This is a genomic window from Brachyspira hyodysenteriae ATCC 27164, from assembly GCF_001676785.2.
GTDB lineage: Bacteria > Spirochaetota > Brachyspiria > Brachyspirales > Brachyspiraceae > Brachyspira > Brachyspira hyodysenteriae.
Genome location: NZ_CP015910.2, coordinates 1,701,580 through 1,723,065, shown reverse-complemented (window position 1 = coordinate 1,723,065; position 21,486 = coordinate 1,701,580). Strand labels below are relative to the sequence as shown.

The following is a 21,486-nucleotide window of genomic DNA, read 5'->3' as shown; positions in this document are numbered from 1 at the left end:
ATATATTTTTATTTTAGATTGTTAATTATAGCTATAGCATTCAATGTTCTTGGATAGCCTATAAAAGGAAGACATTGAGTTACCGCTTCAAGCATCATATCCTTAGTATTGCCCATCGATATATTAGCATTAGCATGTGCTGTTGCCTGAGGTTCAGCTCCTCCTAACGAAATAAGCATTATGAATGTTAAAAGCTCTCTAGTTTTTAAATCTAAACCTGTTCTTGTATAGAAATCTCCGAAACAATTAGCTGATAAGAAATTCTGTATATGCTTCTGATTAGGTGCGGCATTTGAATGTGCAGCATGTATGGCATCTCCGAATATGCTTACCTGAGTTTCCAATCCTTTATCGAATCTAGTTTGTTCTGTAACTGTTGATTGAGATTCTATAGGAAGCAAAATATTTTTTTCTTTGAACACTTCATTTGCTTTTTCTAATGCAGCAAATACTCTAGGAAATCCAACATAAGGTGAACATTGATACAATACTTCTTTTATCTCTATAGGACTAGCTCCAACATTCAAAGCTATTTCTACATGATCTTTTATCATATCAGTACCTTGTGAGGCAGTTAAAGAAACTAATGTTACAAGTTCTCTTAATTTAGGATCCAATGTTCCATGATTATAAACATCAGCATATAAAAAATTATTGAATATGCTTTCTAAATCTGCATCATTAGTTTTTGTTATAGATGCATCTCTTTTTAATAATTCATTATATTTGTTTTTTGCTTTTTCTGTCATAGTTAAACTTTCTCCTTTACTTTGTGAATTTGCTATGCATGAAAATACTATCACTAGGATAGATAAAGATAAAATAATTTTTAAAGTTTTTTTCATTTAATAATCTCCTTAATTTTTATTAATTTTTAATATTTCAATTTTAATAATTGCTTTATAAAGTCAGCATCATCATTAAGAAATATTATGTTTTTATTATTGTCCAAAGTTTTTATAATATTCATATCATTATCATCTAATGTGAAATCGAATATTTTAGAGTTTTCTATTATTCTCTCTTTGTGTATACTCTTTGGAATAATTGGTATATTTCTTTGAGTAAGCCATCTTAAAATAACTTGAGCTACAGTTTTATTGTATTTTTTGCCTATAGTTTTTAATATTTCATTATTGAAAATATTATTTTTTCCTTCTGCCAAAGGTCCCCAAGATTCTAATGTGATATTATATTCTTTCATTAAATCCTGATCTTCCCATCTTTGAAAGAATGGATGAGTTTCTATTTGATTAATTGCTGGCATTATTTTACTATGTGCTGCAAAATCAATTAATCTATCTTTATATAAATTGCAGCATCCTATAGCTCTTATATATCCGGATTCATATAATTCTTCCATTGCCTTCCAAGCAGCATAATAATTACCAAAAGGCATATGAAGTAAATATAAATCCAAATAATCCAATCCTAATTTTTCCATAGATATTTGAAATGCTTTCTTTGCCTTATCATAATCTGCATCCTGTATCCATAATTTAGTAGTGATAAACATTTCTTTTCTATTTATTCCGCTTTCTTTTATGGCATCTCCGACAGCTTTTTCATTAAGATATATTGATGCTGTATCTATATGTCTGTATCCTGCTTCAATGGCATAAATACATGCTTTTTTGCATTCCTCATAATCTTCTACTCTGTATACTCCAAATCCTAGAATAGGCATTTCAACATTATTATTTAATTTTATAGTATTCATAATATCTCCTAATCATTAAATAAAATATCAATTTGCTTTTTCAATGCGTATATCAAAATCTCCTTTCATATTTGAAAGTTTTGATATATCTGATGCATTTTCAAATTTTCCTAAATAAATTAAATTATTTGAGTATCTGAAATTTTTATAAAATATAGCAATGTTTCCCCAAGGAGCATAATAAGTAATATCTCCGGCTTTAGGATTTATTCCGTCCGGTTCATTCTGAGTATTTAGTTTTTTACTTAAATAAAATATTTTTTCTGTGCTGTTATAATCTTCTGCCTTAATATTCAAAGGAAGGAGTGATAAAAAATCATTTCCTGCTTTTGAATTTGTTATTAAAGCATAGATTTCATTGCTGCCAAAAGTTAATTTTATTCTTGTAGTTTGTGCGAAAGCGTTCATAGTAAATAATCCTATAAATAGTATAAAAGTTATGATAATGTTTTTCATAAATAATAACCCTCCTTTTTTTGTATCTACTAACAAATTGTATTCTGATTGTATCATTAGAGTTGACTCCAATGTCAATAGCTAATTATTATAATTTTTAATTTTTTGTAATTTTTATTAAAAAATATTTTTTGATGATATGCTTTATATTTAATTATATATGCTTTTAATTTTTATTTCTTATTATTCTTTTATAATATTTATTTATATAATTTTTTAACATTTTATAAAAAAACTCTATAAAATCATTTGACATTGGAGTGCACTCTAATACTATAATACTTTCAAAATTAATTAAAAAATGAGGTGTTATAAATGAGTAAAAAAGTATTGATAATATCATCTAGTCCAAGAAGAGGAGGTAATTCAGATACATTATGCGATGAATTTTTAAAAGGTGCTAAGGAAGCAGGACATGATGCTGAAAAAATATTTTTAAAAGATAAGAATATAGGTTATTGTGAAGACTGCGGAACTTGCTATAAAAATAATAAGCCTTGCGTACAAAAAGATGATATGAAAGATATATTGGATAAAATGCTTGAAGCTGATGTAATAGTAATGGCTACACCTGTTTATTTCTATACAATGAATGCTCAAATGAAAACATTTATAGACAGATGCGTTACTAAATATTTGGAGATTAAGAATAAAGATTTTTATTTTATAGCTACTGCTGCTACTGAAAATAAAGATGAAATGCTTAGAACTATTGACGGATTCAGAGGCTTTTTAGATTGTTTGGAAGATGTGAAAGAGAAAGGCTTTATATTAGCACATAGCGTTTGGAATAAAGGAGAAGTTAACGATAAAGAGTTTATGAAGGAAGCATACAATATGGGATTGAATGTTTGATTATTTTATTAAAGAATAATTAAATTAATTTTTTGAGGGTTGGAAAGTGAGTGATATAAGTTATTCGGATTTAAATAATAATATAAAAACTAATTATATGTTTTCTAATAAATATCTTATAAAATTATTTGTTCCGCTTATTATAGAGGTATTTTTAGAATATTTAGTGGGGCTTATAGATTCTATAATGGTTGCTAGTGTAGGGGAGTCTGCTGTATCTGCAGTATTTTTAGTGGATTTTGTAATAGCATTTCTTATAAGTATATTTGCTGCTGTTGCTACTGGAGGGGCTGTTGCTAGCGGTCAGCATATAGGTGCTAAAAATATTGAAAAGGCAGATGACTCTATTAATCAGCTTATAAGATTTTTATTATTATTTTCTGTATTTATAACATTAATCATGTATTTATTTAAAGATGCTATATTTGGAGCATTGTTTGGAAGTATTACCGATGAAGTTAGAAATGAGGCAAATACTTATATGCTGATAGTTGCAGCTTCAATACCATTTTTAGCTGTTTATAATGGCGGGGCTTCAATGTTTAGAACTATAGGCAATTCAAAAATATCAATGAAGATTATGATATCTATGAATATATTAAATGTTATAGGGAATGCTATTTTAATTTATGTATTTAAAATGGGTATAGCAGGAGCGGCAATATCTACACTAATTAGCAGAATAGGTTCGGCTTTAATAATTATAATATTGGGACTTAATAAAAATAATCTTATATATATAAAAAATAAAATTATGTATAAGATGGATTTAAACACAATAAAAAGAATATTATCAGTAGGTATTCCTTATGGTATAGAAAACGGAATGTTTTATTTAGGAAGACTTCTTATATTAAGTTTAATATCTACATTCGGAACTGCATCAATAGCGGCAAATTCTGTATCTACTCTTATAGCTAGTTTGGAGGTTCTTCCTGGTATGGCTATAGGATTAGGACTTACAACTATTATATCTCAATGCGTAGGTGCTAATGATTATAATCAAACTAAATATTATACTAAAAAAATCATAGCTATTATTTATGTATCTCAAACTATAACTAGTGCCATTATGCTTGCCATTTTGCCTATAATACTTAATATATATCATTTATCAGCAGAGGCTACAGGATATACTTATAAATTATCATGGTATCATGCTATTATGATGATTATATGGCCTTTAGGTTATTCTCTGCCTGTGGTATTTAGAGCTTCAGGAGATGCAAAGTTTCCTATGATAGTAGCTTCGGTTTCAATGGTACTATGCAGGATAGTGTTGGCTTATGTATTTGCCTTATATTTCAAAATGGGTATGGTTGGTACTTGGATAGCTATGTTTGTTGATTGGATAGTTAAGGCTATAATATTTACTTTTAGATATTTAAGCGGTAAATGGATAAAGTTTAAATATAGTTAATGATAGTTATTAAATGATCTGTAATAAATAAAAGAAAATAAAATTGGTATGCCTTAATTATTTTAAGAACATACCAATTTTTTTATTATTAATTAAAGCTAAAACAATAGACTTTTTCAAAAGTACTTGACAAAACTAGTTATATAATTTTTAATTAATTTTATTTATGAAACAATGTTTGATATGTTATGTAATATTTAATTTTAATATGTAAAATTGCAGTCCTTTTGCTTCTTTGGGTCACCAAAAGAAGTGGGGTATGGGGCAAAGCCCCAGTTATAAAAATACTAAAAATTGAAATAGTTCAAATATTTGTTTTGAAGAAACAAGTCTAATTTATAAACGTTTTATTAATTTAGCAGGATTGCCTCCTACTATAGTATTGCTTTCAACATCTTTATTGACAACAGCACCTGCAGCAACTATTGCATTTTCTCCGATGGTAACACCAGGAAGTATAATAGCACCTGTACCAATCCATACATTTTTCTTTATTGTGATTTGTTTTGGAATTAATATATTTCTATTATTAAAATCATGATTAGGAGTTATTATACTCACATTATGCGCTATCTGTACATTATCTTCTATAATTACTCCGCCTATATCCATTATAGTGCAGTTTTTATTTATAAAGATATTCTTTCCAAACTCTATATTGCCTATATCAACATGAAAATTAGGCATTATAATAACAGATTCATCAATATTAGTTTCAAAAATTTTATTTAATATATCTTTGTTATTTATATAGCTTTGAAATGTATTATTATACTGCCATAATAGTTTTTCTGTTTCCTTCATTTTATTTGCTATATTTATAAACTCCTTAGAAAACATATCTATTGATTTGCCTGAACTATAATCTTTTAAAAATTCTTTTATATTCATATACATTATGCTCCTTTTATAGATTATAATTATAACATTGGAGTTAACTCTAATAGCAATATGAAAAAATATTTTTTAATTAAAGAAATCTTTTTCTTCTAACTTTTTATTTAATTTTTCTAATCTTATTTTCATTTCATTAAAATGTTTTTGCATCAAATCTCTTTCATTTATAAGTATTGATTTTCTTTCGTTTATAGTATTTTTTCCTTTTTTTGAAAGTTTAATATATTTTATTATGGAGTCTATAGATATGCCTAAATCACGCATTGATTTTGAAAACTCTATGCATTTTAGATTATATTCATTGTAGTTTCTGATTCCGCTTTTGCTTCTTCCTATTTCTGGTATTATACCTATTTTTTCATAATATCTTAAAGTATCTTTTGATAAACCTGTTAATTCACTTACTTCTGATATAGTCATAATATCCTCCCTTCTATTATTAATTGTTTTATGTGCTAATTTTAAGTTATTATTAAAATATATCAAATACTTATATCTTATAATTAGTTATAATAAAAAAGTATTACTAAATATTGGCATTTATGATATTATACAAAAAAATAAAATAGGTATTTAAATGGATATAAAATCTTTAAAATATTTTTTAACTGCCGCAAGAGAAGGAAGCATAACAAAAGCAGCAAATTCTCTAAACCTTACACAGCCTAATCTTTCAAGACAAATAAATAATTTAGAAAAAGAAATCGGTAAAAAATTATTTATAAGAAGTAATTACAGTATAAAATTAACATCAGATGGTATTTTGCTTAAGAAAAGAGCAGAAGAAATTATTGATATGATAGATAAAACAAGAAAGGAATTTCAATCATCAGAAGATATTATAGCCGGAGATATTTATATAGGGAGTGCTGAAACATATTATATTAAATTAATTGCTAATATAATAAAAAATCTTAGAAAATCTCATCCTAATATAATATACCATATTCATAGCGGTGCATATTCTGAAATTACAGAGAAACTTGATAAGGGACTTTTAGATTTTGGAATTTTAATAGGAAATATAGATTCATCTAAATATGATTATATAGATATTCCTTATAAAGAGGTTTATGGTTTATTAATGAGGAAAGATTCTCATTTATCTAAAAATAAATTTATAGAAAAAAAGGATCTTTTTGATATACCTATAATATGCCCTAAAATATTTTTTAATAATAAAATTCAGACATCAAAATTTAATGAATGGATAGGAAATGATTTTGATAAATTAAATATTATATTAACTTATAATTTAATTTATAATGCTGCTTTAATGGTTGAAGAGGGTATAGGATACGCTTTGACTATAGATAAATTAGTTAATACAACAAATACAAGTGATTTATGCTTTGTATATTTAAAACCAAAATTGGAAATAGAGCTTAGAGTAGTTTGGAAAAAAAATCAGGTATTTTCCGAAGCTTCAAAAGTATTTTTAAATAAGTTAAAAGAAAAACTATAATATATTAATTAACAATTACTAACAAATTATTTTAATTTGATAAGTTTCAAATCCACAGCTATCATAAATACACAAGGCAAAAATATCAATGTTATTAATGTTGAGAATATAAGCCCGTATGCTAAACTCATCACTATAGGCACTATTAAGTCAGCATCTCCTCCTATACCATAAACTGTAGGCATTAATCCTCCAACTGTAGTTACTGTAGTTAAGAATATAGGTAAAAGCCTTTGAGTGGCTCCTTCTACTATGGAATCAAATGCAAACTTTTTAGGATTATTCAAAGCATCAGGATTTGTTTTTCCGGATTCTATTATTTTGTTTATTAAGTCTATCATTATAATACCGTCGTTTACAAGCACACCGCATAATCCTACTATACCTATAAAACCTATAAATGACATAGGCATGCCATGAAGATAGAATGCAATAAATACTCCTGTCAATGTGAATGGTATTAAAAACATTATCATTAAAGGCTGAGCAAATTTTTTGAATTGTAATAATAATATTAAATATATCAAAACTATTGCTATAAATAATGTAACTGTAAGTCCGTCTAAAGCACCTACTGTCTGATCTGCCTCTCCTCCGAATCCTATTATAACACCTGGATATCTTTGGCTTATATCTTTAAATTTATTCTGTATGGCAAACATTACTTGTATAGATGTGTTTTGTCCTTGAACTAAATCAGCATTGATTGTTATACATCTCTGTCCATTATAATGCCTTATTGCAGATACACCATTTGTTTCAACTATTTTAGCAACATTTTTCAAATAAAGAAGTCTGTTATAAGTATTTGGTATTACTAAATTATTAAGTACATTTGTGTCATATATATAATCTCTGTTTAACTGAACTCTAAAATCTAATTTATAATCAAGCTCTTGAATTGATGTAGCAACTGTTCCGCTGTATGCTGTTCTAAGTTCATTAGCAACATTAGCAACATTCATACCTAATTGAGCTATTTCATCATAATCGAATAATACTCTTAATTCATCTTTTCCTATCTTATCATCATCATAATAATTTATAACTCCGCTTAAACTAAGTAAATATGCTTTCACTTCATCTCTTACTTTTCTAGTTTGATTAATATCATTACCTACTATTTTTATATCAACTGCTTTTCCAGGATCCATTGGAAGTTTAACTGATACCATTAAAGCATCAAGCTCTTGTCTTAAAGTTGTTTTTTTTAATTCGGCATTTATATCATCCATTATATCATACGCTGTTTTTTTTCTTTCAGTAGAAGGTATAAGATAAACTGTAATGCCGGCAAGATTTGCTGATTCCTCTGATATATCAACTATGTTTTGATTAACCTGTTTTCCAACTACGCTATTTACTGCAACTAAGTTTTTAGGATCAACAGATTTGTATATGGCATTTTCTATTTGCTCAACATATTTCATAGTGTTTTTAATAGAGTTTCCTATTCCTGAGTCAATATTTATCATTATACTGTCTGAGCTTGTATCGTATATAAGTATAAATTTTTTAAGACTGTCTTTTGCTAAGAAGAATGAAAATATCAAAAGTATTACAAAAAATAAAACTACAAGATATCTAAATTTTAATAATATTTTCAAAGCCTTATTAAAAGGATTCTTCATAGCATTGAATAATTTTTCTTTATCAAAATCTAATGGATTTTTTATCTTTTTTAGTAAATTAAATTTAGAATTCTTCTTAGTTTTATCCTGCAAATTATTAGGAAGAAGAAATATAGCCTGAAATAAACTAGCAATCAAAGCAACTACAACAACTTTAGGAAAAGGAGCAATCAATTTTCCAACAACATCTTTAGTAAGAAGCATAGGCATAAAAGCAACAACAGTGGTCATAGTAGCAACCATTATAGGACTTACAACATCTTTTACAGCCTCTACTGTTCCTTCAATACCTGTTTTTCCAGCCTTTTGAAAGTCATATATATTTTCGCACACTACAATACTATTATCAACAACCATACCTATAACAGTAATTATTCCGGCAAGAGATATTATATTGAATGTTAAAGCAGAAAAATGTATGTATGAGAAAGTTATAAATATTACAACTATCATTCCTATGCTTGTAAATAGGGCACTTTTGAAATCCAAGAATATTAAAAGAACCACTAATATTATAATAAAACCAAATATTAAATTGCTTGTTGCAACATTTGTAAGAGCCAATACCATTCTTGAAGTTTCTCCCATAGTTGTAACTTCAATATTTTCAGGTATTAAATTTTGATTATTTTTAAGAAATGCATTTATATTTTCTGTAGTTTTTACTATATCAGCATTTTCTTTTTTTAATATGCTTAATGAATATCCTTCAACACTGTTTATCCTCACATAAATAGATTTTTCAACAAAGCTGCTGTCAACTTTTGCCAAATCCTGTATTCTTACTCTTTGTCCATTGAAAGTAGAGCGTACAACCACATTAGTAGCCTCTGTAGGATTTTCAAATTGTCCCATTGTAACTATTGTTTTTTCTTCTTCATTTTCTTCTAAATCCATATAAATAGGCTTTTTTAAATCACCGCTTGTAGCTCTTATGTTTCTTGCAGAAAGTGAATTTACTATATCTGTTAGAGAAATATAATACTCCTGAAGTTTTTTAGGATCGGCTAGAATTTTTATTTCTGGATCAGCTCTTCCCTGAACCCTTATATCAGCAACACCATCAACATATTTTAATTGTCTTTCCAATTCCTTACTGAAATCGTATAGAACTTTTTCATCTCCATTATATCCTTTTTTGAAATGCACACCTATATTGTATATTGGAGTAAGTTTTGGGTTTATATCTGTTATTTCTATAGTTTGAACTTCAGCAGCCATATCCGGTACGCTTTGCATTTTTCTAAATATTTCATCTTTAGCTTTGCTTGTATCTATTTCCATATCTAACTGAACAAATATTATAGCTGCATTTTCTGTTATTATAGAAGTGAATTCATCTATTCCAGATATAGTCCTTAATTGGTCTTCTATTTGTATTACGGCATTTTGTTCTACATCTAATGGTGAAGCTCCAGGATAAATAACTTGTAAAATCATTAATTCTAAGTCTGTAGATGGAAATGACTCTTTATCTATATTATAGTATGAATATAGACCTATCATAATAGAGACAAATATTATAATATTTACCAACATTCTATTATTGGCAAAGAAATATATCAAATTTTTCATTATATTACAATTCCATTATATATATTATACATTATAGTATAGCAAATTTTGTTATGAATTTATATTTTTAATAAAAAAAATTATTAATCAGATAATATTCATGATGAACATATTTTACATATAGTCTTAAATAAGACTATTTTTATAGACATAAATATTATATTGTTGTTTATTATGAAATTAATTTATATTTTTTATTAAAATATTTATAATTATAAAATATAAATAGTTTACATTTTATAAGATTATAATATAATATACACAAGTCTATTAATATTTTTTATTTATCAAAATCTAGGACATTTTATGAAGAGCAGTTCAAATAAAAACAATGCCAGAGTAAAAAAAACAAAAAAGTTGCTTGAAGATTCTCTAGGTCTTTTATTGGAAGAAAAGCCTTTTGAAGATATAAGAGTTATCGATATTTGTGCAAAAGCTAATATGCATAGAAGTACTTTTTATACTTACTATAATGATAAATATGAATTATTAAAATCAAAATTAGATGAATACGAGGCTAAGTTTTTAGAAGATTTGAAAAGATATAAAATAGAAAATAAATTAAAAGACTCACATGTTGATATAATGGAAAAAATACTTCAATATTTCTATTTGAATAGAAAGTATTTAAAAATAATATTTCAAAATAATAAAGACGGAAGCGTTACAAGTATTTTAAGAGAATATTTGGCTTCTTATGTTATAGAAGGTATAAAAGATTTTAAGACTATACGCCCTAATAAAGAGAATGTTATAAGGGTTATGGTTAGTTTTTATTCTGGTGCATTCATATCAGTTCTTACAGATTGGATAGTTAATGATTGTTTTATATCTGTAGAGGAATTGGCTTCTTATATATCAGACATTATAATGCAAAGAGTTTTTTCTGAATAAATATATTAAATTTTTCTATTGTTCTTGTATTATTCCGATAATATAGAAAAGTATATTTTACATTTATATTTTTTATTTGATTTAATATACATATAAAAAATAGGAGAATACAGTTATGAAGAAAGTATTTTTGTTTATATTTTTATTTGTTTTTTCATTTAATTTTTTAAATGCACAAAATATAACAAAAGACAGTGATTATTCTAAGAATTGGGCTAATTTCATTTTTAAAAAAACTATAGATATGAAAGGTGCATTATATGAAGGAAGACCTGGAGGAGATTTAGAATTAGTTTCAGGAAGATCTCCTCTTTTACTTGTTAAGCTATATAAATTTATGGGTGCTAGATCAGATACACATGCTTATTATACACATCAAGTACCTATATCAATGTTTTATGATGGTGCCCCAGCTTTAGGAATTAACTTAGTTGAAGGTTATTCTATAGAGGGCGGAAAAATAATGAGATATTCAAAATATATAAAAAGCTATCAAGGCAAATTAGATTCTTGGAAAAAAGCTAATTCTACTTTTACTAATGAAAGATGGGTAGCTAATGCAGATGCTGATTGGAATTCTTATCCTGTACCTCAGCCTGAAGATGTTAACTGGGCTGATGGAGAATATGCAGGAGAGTTATATTAAAAAAATATAATGTCGTATATTTCTATTATATTAGTTATACTATTAGTTTTAACTGTTTTATTTTTTATTAATAATAAAACAGTTATTTCTTATGATAATGCTTGGATTAAATTAGTACAAAATAGAGTTGTAAAGGAAGCGGATAGAGATTATCTATTCAAAGAAGACGGTGATCTTATTATAAATAAAAAGAAAAGATTAAATTTTATTCAGGCAAAACATGATAATATGGCTGTTTATAGTAATACAGACTATTTAAACAAATTTATGCTTGTTTTTTCCGGATATCCTTCTATAAAGGTAACTTTTATGGAAGGATATATAGTTGAAAATAATAAATTATATTATACTTATGCCTATAAACCTTCCTATTATACCAAACTAAATAAATGGATGAAATTTAACGGAGTTTTTGAAGATAAAGAAAATTGGATTGCAAAAAAGAATGTTAAATGGAATACATTTCCTTGTCCTCAATCATCTGATATCAATTGGGAAAAAAAAGCTATGATAGGAATTTTATCATAATAATCAATTTTTAAGAAAAATAAATATTACAATTTTATTATATTATTGTTATATATGTAAGTATATTGAATATTTTTTTTTATTTGTTATACTTAAAAAATAATTATTCTTAAGGAGAAATATATGAGTTTAAACATAGAGGATAAAGGAAAAGTTAAGGTTGTAAGTTTAGTAGGTAAATTAGATGTTAATTTATCTGTATCTATTGAAGCTGAATTAGAGCAATTAGTAGAATCAGGTTCTATTAATTTGATATTAGAATTATCAGGTATAGAATACTTAAGTTCAAGCGGTATAAGAGTGTTCATTTCTATAATGAGAAAAATTAAAGATAAAAATGGAAGATTGGTATTAGCTTGCGTTCCTGATATAATTAAGAAAATATTGAAAACAGTAGAATTAGAAGATTTATTTGAAGTATATGAAAGCGTAGATGATGCTGTAGCTTCATTTTAATATTTTAGATTGATTTTATTTGTTTTTTTTGTATAATACTTTACATATGTTTTAGTTTTGGTAATAGTAATAAATTATTATATTGGAAGAGTATGAGATTAAAGTGTTATATGAAATTTAAAATATTAATTTTATTTTCTTTTATTCTGTTTGCTTGTGCATCAAGTCAGAAAAGTTCTGATTCTGCATTTAGCAGCAGACCTTTTTTAAGAGAATATAAAAGATATTCTTTAACGTCTGGAGAAGTAAATCCGGCATTGGATGCTGTTATTGATAGAGAAGGTACTTGGATTTATTATTCAAGAGAAAATGCCGGAAATACTGATATTTTTGCCGTAGATTCATACACACTAGAAACCTATAGATTAACTAGAAGTCCTGCAATAGATACATCTGTTTCTATTGATGATAAATCAAGATATATAGTATTTTCTTCAACTAGAGATGATGCTTTCGGAGATATTTATTTATATAAACTTTATAATCTTGGGATAAGAACTTCAAAAAATAATTTAGAAAACTTAGAGCAAAGTATTGTAAGGCTTACTGATTATAAGGGTTATGATACTGATCCTGTGGTTTCTCATAAAGGTAATATTATAGCTTTTGTTTCGGATAGGGACGGAGGAATAAAGAAACTTTTTGCTGTAAAACCTAATGGTAAAGATGTTCAAAAATTATCTGATATTGAAGCTAGTTCTCCTACATTTTCTTTTGATGATACAAAGATAGCATTCATAACTTCTAAAATAGGAGATAAATATTCTCAATTAGCTATATTAGATTTAACTCATAATACAAACAATGAAACTAATTTAACTATACTTACAGATACAGAAACATTCAAGTTTAATCCTACTTTTTATAATGATGATACTATTATTTTCTTTGAGATAGAAAAAGATTCTGACAGAGATGGAAATTTAACTTATTATGATAAAAGACGTTTAATGTCTTATTCTTTGGCGACTCATCAATATTATGTTTTATCAGAAGATACTCAATTAACAACTTTTAATGTAGCTTATCCTTCAGCTTTGGTTGGAACTTATGTTGTAAGTGAAGATGGCACAAGTATAGTTACAATGGGATCCACTAAGGAATATTTTATAAAAGATGATAGTTCAGCAGCTATGTATAATAGTTTTGTAGAACTTCCATATAATAGAAAAGTTGATGTTATAGAAAGATTTGCTGAATATTTCCCTTTTTCTGAAGATCAGAATAATGTTGCCAAAGCTTATTTTAATATGATGGTTTCATCATATACTAATAAGAATATGAATGAATATAATAATGCCAAAAAAGTATTAACATCTGAATATTTAGATACATTTCCAGGATTTTTAACATCAAAGATAGATACAAAATTTGATACTAATAATAATTGGTTTGATATAGAATCATATACAAATGAATATTTTCTTACTAATAATGATTTGGAAATTACTAATTTAATAGCTTGGACAGGATATATATCTGCTAATGAAAAATATAAAGCTAATAAAAATAATAAAGATACATTTGCAATTCTTAGTGAAATTATTAATTTAAATATTAATAAAGACTTATATATTCCAATAGCTAAATTATATGCTCATTCAGTTGAAGATAATGGATACAAATATCCTGAAGATGAAGATATTTATAATAATCCTTATAAAAGAAGAGATTTATTATTTTCAGATAGATTAGAGATTGCAAAAGATTTTATAAGAGATTCAAAAATTTCTTATGATACTATAATAGAAAACGCACATCCTTATGCTCCTTTAGCTGTTGCTACCAGACTTATATATTTGGACGGACTTATACTCTCTAGAAATTATGATGATGCTACTAATTTATTTAAGCCTTATGTTGAATCTAAAAACGATATAATGCTTGCATTGGGTTATTATGCTAATGCTAAAGTACTTATGGCTCAGAAAGATGACGGCTCTTATGCTTTGTTTAAAGAAGCATTGAGTTCAGGCGGAAAAAATTTTGATTCTACTTATGAGGCACAGTATTGTAAAGATACATTAGCTAATTATTATAAATCTTTGGCAGATAAAGCATACAATGAGGGTAAATATGCCGCTGCTTATGATAATTATAATGAAACTTTAAAATATAATCCTAATGATACTTCTTCTTCATCAAGAGTTATAGAGAGCGGACTTAGAGCATACAGTACAATAGAATCCCTTGAAGAAACTATATTAGAGAGAGAGAGAAATATTTTATCAACTAGATATTCTTCTCATGAGGCACATGCTGAACTTGCTAATGCCTATTATTACTTGGCTAATAGATATTATGGTATAGCTGTATCAAAACAGTATAGTCCGGAACGATATGTTGTAAGTGAGAAAAAAAGAGAAGACGGATTTTATCTATATTTGAATATGGCTTTTGATACTATAGTTGAAAAGGCTGTATCATATATTAATTTTGCAATATTCTTATATCCTGATGAAGAGAATTATTATGTGAAAAAGGCTGAGATGTTAACATTTGCTCAGGCTTTAAGAATGCAGGTTCTTCAAGATGAAAAAACATCTAAAAGTGTAATAGAGTTAGTACCGGCTTATAAAGATAATGCAATTACTAATGGTCAATATATGGGATATAATATGCTTGCATTCCAAACTCAGAATTTGGATTCAGAAATTATAGATTCATTAATAATGGCAAAAAGTAAAGTAAGAACTAAGCCTAATGTAGTTTCTATAATGCTTGCAAATTCTTATTTAATAAATGGAAGATATTCAGATGCAGTTAATGAATATAAGGAAGCAGAAAGTCTTTTAAATCAAGTAGGATCAGATAAAAGTAAGGCTTGGTATCATTTCTTTTATGGTTATTCTTTATGGATGAACAATGATATAAAAGGAGCTTATAGCGAATATGAGAAAGCCCGTGCTTTATTTGAGAAATTAGGTGATAAAGAAAGTGTATATAAAATAGTTGGATATACTTCAGTTGCTGCTATAGAACAAGAAGATTATGAAAAGGCTATAGAGTCTTTACTAGAAAGAGATAAACTTACAAAAGATGATGTTAATAAAAATGAACTTAATCAGCTTTTACTTGCTGCATGTTATTTAAAATTAGAAGATTATAATAATGCCTTAGCTTATTGTGATAGTGTAAAAGCCCAAATAGATAGTTTGGATTCTTCTGTTTATACTCCTAATTATGTTAGTATAACTTTGTATGGTGCTAATATAAACGTTGTAAATTTAGGACTTGCATCTTTCGGAGGATATATACCTGGAGAGCCTTTAAACGTAGATAAACAGCAGATGTTATATTCTATATATCAGGAATTGTATGAGAAAATGGGAAGATATTCTGAGGCTAGAGAAGCTTTATCTTCATACCGTAATTATATTATACAAGATAAACCTAAAAAATCTATTCAGCCTTTAATGCTTGCTACATATTACAATAATGAAGGATATCTTTATTACAGACAGGGTGATCAGTCAAATTCTATAATGTCTTTTAAAACATCAATAGAAGAATATCAGAAAACTTTAGATGCAAAGACTTTAGCTAATAATCCTAGTCTTCAATATCAGAATGCTGAAAACGATGCTAAAAACTATTTAAGTTTATCATCTTTATATTTAAGATATTTATCAGAAAATGATTTAACTTCTATTAGAAGAGAATTTTTTATAGAATTATTTAATACTACTAAAACACTTCAGATATTATCAACAAATAATGTTGTAAGCACAAAAGACAGATTATTATTATATTCTCATATAGCTGCTTTCAATTATATTATGGCTTTCAAACTTACAGCAGATAACAGTGTCAATTATAGAAAAAAACAATCAGATGATCCTACAGATATGAGAGATCATGATGTTAATGTACAAAGATTATCTATGCTTAAAGATGCTATAGATAGGTATAAATATATTTTATCATCTAACTCTAATTTCCCTGTGGATTTGAAAACAGAAATTATTATAAGATATAATTTGGCTAAAGCTTATGAATTAGCTGGATATATAGAAGAGGCAGCTAGAGAATATATGTCAGCATTCTCAAAGGCACAGACTTCTGCTTTTGCCGTTGAAGAAATTGCAATACTTACTACTTTGATTGATTTCAGTTCTAAGTATAGAAACAGATATCCGGATAGTTTGGATTATCCTGTGCAGTATGTATTTAGAATACTTAAAAGATTGAGAGAAAGCGTATTCATGATAACATTTGTAGAGGATAATAACTTTATATTAAGACAAGCTAAATATAAAGTTATAGAGTTTTTGAAAGACAGTTATCCTGATGCCAGCATTAATATACTTGCCATGTTTGATGCCATTGATATGAGAAGGAAATTCTTAGATAAGAGACTTTATACTTTGGGTGAGAACAATTATTATCTTAGAGAATATTACAAACTTTATGAAAAGGCTTTATATTCATATCAGATGTATTTGAATGCTGTAGATACTCCTTATGACAGTAAAATGGAATCTGCTATGCTTAAGCAAATATCTACTTACGAAAAGGAGGCAATAGATAAATTCTCTAATACTCCTATAGAGCCTATAGTTATATGTGATGTTAAAGCTGAAGATATTGATAAATCTATGCGTAAAGATGAAACTCTTATTTGGGATACTTATTTAGGATATAGATTTGTTAGAGAAAATGGAAGAACTTCATTCTATATGCAGACTAATTCTATGCCTAAAACTAAAAACTATGTTACTCATATAGGATTTAGACCTATTGTTATAAGCAATAGAAATATATTTGTAAGAGAATTATATGATTCAACAGAATATATGCTTCCTGCAAAAACTGCTTATATAGATAGTAAATTAATAGCATTCTTCAGAACTACTAGAAATGCTGAGAAAGAAATAAACAGCGGTATGACTATGGCAAGCAATACTAATGTTACTAATAATGTTTATAGTTATAATAATTTGCCAGAAGATAATGAATTAAATAATTTTGATAATAGAAATTTATATATGAATGTTTCCTATAATCCTGAAGAAACTAATAATATGTATTCAAATGATATGTCTACAAATATGACTTCTACAAATACAGTTTCTACAAATAGGAGAAGAAGAGGAAGTTTTAGATTCATAGAATTAAAAGATATAGCTACTAATTCTTATGTTCCATTAGTTACAGATATAACAGGTGCGAGTGCTTCTGATATATCTAACATAATGAAAAAGAATCTATATATAGTTTATTGCGATAATGAAACATTCACAAATAATAGAAGAGTTTTAAGAGATATAAATAATATAGCTTTAGTTGTAGGAAAAGGCGGAAAAGATTCAAGAATAATGTTCTATACTAATTATTTCAGGAAATTATCTTCTAATTCTCTGGAAGTTAGTATGAAAGGCTATGATAATAATATATTTACTGTATATGGAAAACCTGATTACAGTGTATCTTCATTATCAAATGCAGCTTATGAGTTTAAAACTAGACTTTATAATTCTTATTCTTCAAGTGCTTCTCCAAGCATAACTATGATGTCAAATGTTATTGCTTATTCTCAGAGTGATAATGAAAAGATGCTTAATTATGCTAGGATTGTTGAAGACAGATATGCAGTTAAAGATACAAATACCGCATATTTATTCTCTGAAGAAGGTTATAAATTCTTTGCAAGTTCATATACTAATATAAGCGATTCTAATGCTTACAGATTTATAAAATCTATGCTTCCTGTATATAGAAGAATGGGAGAAGATGGTGCAGTTAAAGGTGCTAATAGAGCATTGCATTTTATGTATTTGTATACTAATAATAATTATGATCTTATAGACGAGTATTTTACACCTAGAACTTTATCAAGATTCTTAAAAGCTAAAAATGATCCTAAAGAATCTGTAAGATATTTGAATTATATTGCAACTAGAGTAGACGGAGAAAATAAAGATAAAATTTTAGAAGTTGCTGTTCTTTATGATTTAATATATGCTAATACTCCTATTGATACAGTAACTAATTTCTTAAATAGAATGCAAAATACAAACGAAGTATTGACTGTTGCAAATACTATAATGAATACAGATGCAACTAATGAAAATGATATATTCACAACTATGAATTATATTTATGGAAATCAATATATATTTGAAGCGGAAACTGTGGCATCTTTTGCAAATAGATTCTATTCATTATACAAAACTAATTCAGCTTATATATATGGATTATTAAATAAGATACGTGTACCTGAAAGTAATTTTGATAATAATATAAAAGATGCTTATGAAATATTCTCAAATGAAAATACTAATACTATGTTTATATTCTATGCTTATGAGGATAATAAATATGCAGCTTATAGTTATGTTATAGGAGACAGCGAAGTAAAAAAAGCTGTTTTGATAGATAGAGAAAAACTTAATACATATTTGAATAGCTTTACAAATGTAGCAAAACCAAGGGATAGAAGAAATTCATTAAAATCTATTCAAAGTGCTATGCTTTCATCTGATATAATTAAAGATGCAGAAAGAGTTGAAAAAATATATATAACAGGTTCTGCTGCTAATTTATTTACTGTTCCTTTTGCATATTTGGAAGCATTCCAGAATAATGATGTTATAAAAATAAGAGAGTTCCAATATTCTCCTTCTTCTATTTTAGATGTTGGTAAGCCTTCTATAAAACTTAATACAGAAACTAACTTCTATACATCATTAGAAAGTTTGGCTGTAAAATCATTTGATAATGCCAATGGAAAAATACCTTTGATGCATTATATAGGAATAGATACGAACAGAGATAAGCCTTATGATGATATGGATATTTTCTTATCTCCGGCTAGAAATAATGATATAAACAGATATTTAAAAGCTAGAAATGATACTAAGCTTTTATTCACATATACTACTAATTCTTCAGGTGATTACTATACTGTGATGAAGTATTTATATAATAATTTTGATAAAGGTATAATTGATTCATACAGATATATAAAAACATATAGAGTTCCTGTTAATACTATAAATCCAAATGACAGAGATACTTTATATATGGCTAATTATGCTTTATTTGATTATATACTTCCTGGTATACCTAGAGATTATGTTGATAAATAAATTTTACTTTATTTGTGATATTTATCTTTTTTAGTAAAAATTATTTACTTTTTCTTGACATTTTATTTACAATGTATTATAATATAATTATAAATAATTAATAAAGGAGTGTTTATGAAAAAGATACTTATCGCAATTATTAGTATTTTTATAATGCAATTCAGCACTGTTTTCGCAGATTTTAATGCCGGTATAGGAATATATATACCATTAGGAGCATCTATATCTCAAAGTTATCAGGAACATAAATTGGGAGTTAATAGCAGCGACGGTAAACTGAGTACTGATGCTGGTTTTGAATGGGGTATTGGAATAACTCCTGGTATATATAATGGTTTTGATAATTATATGGGATTTTCTATAGCATTGGATTTAGCTTATCATAGAGATGTTTATGCCTTTAATGAAAGCAAGCAAGCCGGTGCTGCAGGACAATATCAAAATGTAAAAACAACATATTACTTTGACACATTAAGCATAGGTATACTTCCTAAATTTAATATATATAACTTCTTTATAGGATTAGGAGCAGGAGTAAAAATTCCATTGGCTGGAGGAGAATCTACTAAAAATTATAATACTACATATAATCAATTTGAAACTTCTAATAGCTATTATACTTTAAATGATATTAAAAATAAATATCAAATGTCAGTAATTCCTTATCTTAAATTAACATTGGATTATTTATTCTTCTTTAGTGATGAAACAGCTTTAGGATTAGGACTTTATGTTGGATATGATTTCGGACCTGGAAGAGTTAATGATTCAAGATTTAATAAAAATGATTATGGTGCTGTTGATATAGGCGGACAATTCAGCTTCTACTTTGTAGATAATTAATATATTCCAAATAGTATTTTAAGCAGGGTATTCATTATCCTGCTTTTTTATTTAACTAATATATTTACTTATAAAATTTTTTATTGTATTCCAATATAAATTTTCATTACTGAAAACAGCAGATATATGATGACCATCTTTTATAATGAGTTTTTCTTTTTCAGATGAACATGCATCATAAAGTTTATTAACCATATTATAATCTACAAGCTCATCTTTATCACCATGTATAAAAAGAATAGGTATTTTTGACATTGCCACTCTTTTTTTTACATCAATATATTTGAATGAAAAACCTAATCTTATTTTTGCCATTAATGATGTTGCTTCAACTATTGGAAGAAAAGAAAATTTATATGCCATATCTAATCTTCTTTTTAATTGCTCATAAGCATTTGTAAATCCAGCATCTTCTATTATTGCCTTTACATTATTTGTGTTATCCTCATTACAGCACATCATAACAGCATTTGCTCCCATGGAAATTCCGTAAAGAATTATTTGACTATTATTATAATTATCATTTATATATTTTATCCAAGCAAGTACATCTAATCTCTCTAAATATCCCAAAGAATATATTTTTCCTTCGCTTTCTCCATGAGTTCTTAAATCTATTGCTAGTATATTAAATCCAATATTATAAAACTTTTCTATAAAATATTTCATATAAGAGCCTCTTGCTTCATATGGGTGAACTATTATAACATATACATTGCTGTTATTATTTATAAGATGAGCATGCAATTTTAAATTATCGCTTGAAGTTGTATAAACATCTTTTTGAGAGCTTTCAAACCATATTCTTCTTTGTTCTTTTATACGTTTTTTTTCTTCGCTTTCTTCCTTACTGCTTTCTTTTCTTTCAAATAGTTTTTTATTTGTTTTTATTAGAAGTTTATTAACAAAGTGATTAGCTATTATTATCAATGATAGTACAATTACAGCTATTATAGCAAATATTATATAAACAATCATTATTAACCTTTAGAATTTATTTGCAATTATT

16 protein-coding genes are annotated in these 21,486 nt (G+C 26.6%); 9 read left to right on the top strand and 7 right to left on the bottom strand.

Going from position 1 to position 21,486, the window contains the following annotated elements; all coding sequences use genetic code 11:
* Positions 1-8: 8 nt before the first annotated feature.
* The 3 genes from BHYOB78_RS07450 to BHYOB78_RS07440 are packed head-to-tail and all read right to left on the bottom strand — an operon-like array spanning position 9 to position 2,176.
* Positions 9-845: a carboxymuconolactone decarboxylase family protein gene (locus tag BHYOB78_RS07450; RefSeq protein ID WP_020063696.1), complete on the bottom strand. Its 837-nt coding sequence runs from the start codon at positions 843-845 to the stop codon at positions 9-11.
* 29 nt (positions 846-874) lie between these two features.
* On the bottom strand, positions 875-1,720 hold the full coding sequence (locus tag BHYOB78_RS07445) for an aldo/keto reductase (protein WP_020063695.1): 846 nt from the start codon (positions 1,718-1,720) through the stop codon (positions 875-877).
* Positions 1,721-1,747: 27 nt separating this feature from the next.
* The gene (locus BHYOB78_RS07440; protein ID WP_012670200.1) at positions 1,748-2,176 is read right to left on the bottom strand and encodes a cyclophilin-like fold protein; all 429 of its coding nucleotides are present in this window, start codon (positions 2,174-2,176) and stop codon (positions 1,748-1,750) included.
* Positions 2,177-2,491: 315 nt separating this feature from the next.
* Here BHYOB78_RS07440 and BHYOB78_RS07435 point away from each other — a divergent pair, with 315 nt between their 5' ends.
* Both BHYOB78_RS07435 and BHYOB78_RS07430 read left to right on the top strand, forming a co-directional pair.
* On the top strand, positions 2,492-3,031 hold the full coding sequence (locus BHYOB78_RS07435) for a flavodoxin family protein (RefSeq protein WP_020063692.1): 540 nt from the start codon (positions 2,492-2,494) through the stop codon (positions 3,029-3,031).
* A 46-nt stretch (positions 3,032-3,077) separates the two neighbouring features.
* A complete protein-coding gene (locus BHYOB78_RS07430) occupies positions 3,078-4,451 on the top strand; it encodes an MATE family efflux transporter (RefSeq protein WP_020063691.1) in 1,374 nt (457 codons plus the stop codon).
* 336 nt (positions 4,452-4,787) lie between these two features.
* Here BHYOB78_RS07430 and BHYOB78_RS07425 read toward each other — a convergent pair whose 3' ends face one another.
* Together BHYOB78_RS07425 and BHYOB78_RS07420 are read right to left on the bottom strand one after the other, a co-directional pair.
* Entirely contained in the window at positions 4,788-5,342 is a 555-nt protein-coding gene (locus tag BHYOB78_RS07425) for a sugar O-acetyltransferase (protein ID WP_028331263.1), read from the bottom strand.
* 75 nt (positions 5,343-5,417) lie between these two features.
* A complete protein-coding gene (locus BHYOB78_RS07420; RefSeq protein WP_020063689.1) occupies positions 5,418-5,768 on the bottom strand; it encodes a MerR family transcriptional regulator in 351 nt (116 codons plus the stop codon).
* 157 nt (positions 5,769-5,925) lie between these two features.
* Here BHYOB78_RS07420 and BHYOB78_RS07415 point away from each other — a divergent pair, with 157 nt between their 5' ends.
* Positions 5,926-6,813, top strand: coding sequence for a LysR family transcriptional regulator (locus BHYOB78_RS07415; protein WP_020063688.1), 888 nt, complete (start codon positions 5,926-5,928; stop codon positions 6,811-6,813).
* Between the two features lie 26 nt (positions 6,814-6,839).
* Here BHYOB78_RS07415 and BHYOB78_RS07410 read toward each other — a convergent pair whose 3' ends face one another.
* Positions 6,840-10,019 carry an efflux RND transporter permease subunit gene (locus BHYOB78_RS07410; protein WP_020063687.1) on the bottom strand — a complete coding sequence of 1,060 codons (3,180 nt, stop codon included), beginning with the start codon at positions 10,017-10,019 and terminating at the stop codon, positions 6,840-6,842.
* A 306-nt stretch (positions 10,020-10,325) separates the two neighbouring features.
* Here BHYOB78_RS07410 and BHYOB78_RS07405 point away from each other — a divergent pair, with 306 nt between their 5' ends.
* The 6 genes from BHYOB78_RS07405 (at position 10,326) to BHYOB78_RS07380 (ending at position 20,477) form a co-directional block, all read left to right on the top strand.
* Positions 10,326-10,913, top strand: a complete 588-nt coding sequence (locus BHYOB78_RS07405) for a TetR/AcrR family transcriptional regulator C-terminal domain-containing protein (RefSeq protein ID WP_012670192.1) — start codon at positions 10,326-10,328, stop codon at positions 10,911-10,913.
* A 115-nt stretch (positions 10,914-11,028) separates the two neighbouring features.
* Positions 11,029-11,559, top strand: a complete 531-nt coding sequence (locus BHYOB78_RS07400; RefSeq protein ID WP_020063686.1) for a hypothetical protein — start codon at positions 11,029-11,031, stop codon at positions 11,557-11,559.
* Positions 11,560-11,568: 9 nt separating this feature from the next.
* Complete coding sequence (locus BHYOB78_RS07395; protein ID WP_012670190.1) at positions 11,569-12,087, top strand: hypothetical protein; 519 nt, start codon at positions 11,569-11,571, stop codon at positions 12,085-12,087.
* A 123-nt stretch (positions 12,088-12,210) separates the two neighbouring features.
* Positions 12,211-12,543 carry an STAS domain-containing protein gene (locus BHYOB78_RS07390; RefSeq protein ID WP_012670189.1) on the top strand — a complete coding sequence of 111 codons (333 nt, stop codon included), beginning with the start codon at positions 12,211-12,213 and terminating at the stop codon, positions 12,541-12,543.
* A 110-nt stretch (positions 12,544-12,653) separates the two neighbouring features.
* Positions 12,654-19,634 carry a PD40 domain-containing protein gene (locus BHYOB78_RS07385; protein ID WP_028331262.1) on the top strand — a complete coding sequence of 2,327 codons (6,981 nt, stop codon included), beginning with the start codon at positions 12,654-12,656 and terminating at the stop codon, positions 19,632-19,634.
* Positions 19,635-19,748: 114 nt separating this feature from the next.
* Positions 19,749-20,477: a hypothetical protein gene (locus BHYOB78_RS07380; RefSeq protein WP_020063684.1), complete on the top strand. Its 729-nt coding sequence runs from the start codon at positions 19,749-19,751 to the stop codon at positions 20,475-20,477.
* Positions 20,478-20,528: 51 nt separating this feature from the next.
* On the opposite strand, the gene BHYOB78_RS07375 is transcribed toward BHYOB78_RS07380, so the two are convergent.
* On the bottom strand, positions 20,529-21,455 hold the full coding sequence (locus tag BHYOB78_RS07375; protein ID WP_020063683.1) for an alpha/beta hydrolase: 927 nt from the start codon (positions 21,453-21,455) through the stop codon (positions 20,529-20,531).
* Positions 21,456-21,486: the final 31 nt, after the last annotated feature.

Coding starts and splice junctions, on each gene's coding strand:
- BHYOB78_RS07410 (WP_020063687.1), bottom strand. CDS start 10,019: ATGAAAAATTTGATATATTTCTTTGCCAATAATAGAATGTTGGTAAAT.
- BHYOB78_RS07435 (WP_020063692.1), top strand. CDS start 2,492: ATGAGTAAAAAAGTATTGATAATATCATCTAGTCCAAGAAGAGGAGGT.
- BHYOB78_RS07380 (WP_020063684.1), top strand. CDS start 19,749: ATGAAAAAGATACTTATCGCAATTATTAGTATTTTTATAATGCAATTC.
- BHYOB78_RS07450 (WP_020063696.1), bottom strand. CDS start 845: ATGAAAAAAACTTTAAAAATTATTTTATCTTTATCTATCCTAGTGATA.
- BHYOB78_RS07440 (WP_012670200.1), bottom strand. CDS start 2,176: ATGAAAAACATTATCATAACTTTTATACTATTTATAGGATTATTTACT.
- BHYOB78_RS07445 (WP_020063695.1), bottom strand. CDS start 1,720: ATGAATACTATAAAATTAAATAATAATGTTGAAATGCCTATTCTAGGA.
- BHYOB78_RS07375 (WP_020063683.1), bottom strand. CDS start 21,455: ATGATTGTTTATATAATATTTGCTATAATAGCTGTAATTGTACTATCA.
- BHYOB78_RS07420 (WP_020063689.1), bottom strand. CDS start 5,768: ATGACTATATCAGAAGTAAGTGAATTAACAGGTTTATCAAAAGATACT.
- BHYOB78_RS07385 (WP_028331262.1), top strand. CDS start 12,654: ATGAAATTTAAAATATTAATTTTATTTTCTTTTATTCTGTTTGCTTGT.
- BHYOB78_RS07390 (WP_012670189.1), top strand. CDS start 12,211: ATGAGTTTAAACATAGAGGATAAAGGAAAAGTTAAGGTTGTAAGTTTA.
- BHYOB78_RS07425 (WP_028331263.1), bottom strand. CDS start 5,342: ATGAATATAAAAGAATTTTTAAAAGATTATAGTTCAGGCAAATCAATA.
- BHYOB78_RS07415 (WP_020063688.1), top strand. CDS start 5,926: ATGGATATAAAATCTTTAAAATATTTTTTAACTGCCGCAAGAGAAGGA.
- BHYOB78_RS07400 (WP_020063686.1), top strand. CDS start 11,029: ATGAAGAAAGTATTTTTGTTTATATTTTTATTTGTTTTTTCATTTAAT.
- BHYOB78_RS07405 (WP_012670192.1), top strand. CDS start 10,326: ATGAAGAGCAGTTCAAATAAAAACAATGCCAGAGTAAAAAAAACAAAA.
- BHYOB78_RS07395 (WP_012670190.1), top strand. CDS start 11,569: ATGTCGTATATTTCTATTATATTAGTTATACTATTAGTTTTAACTGTT.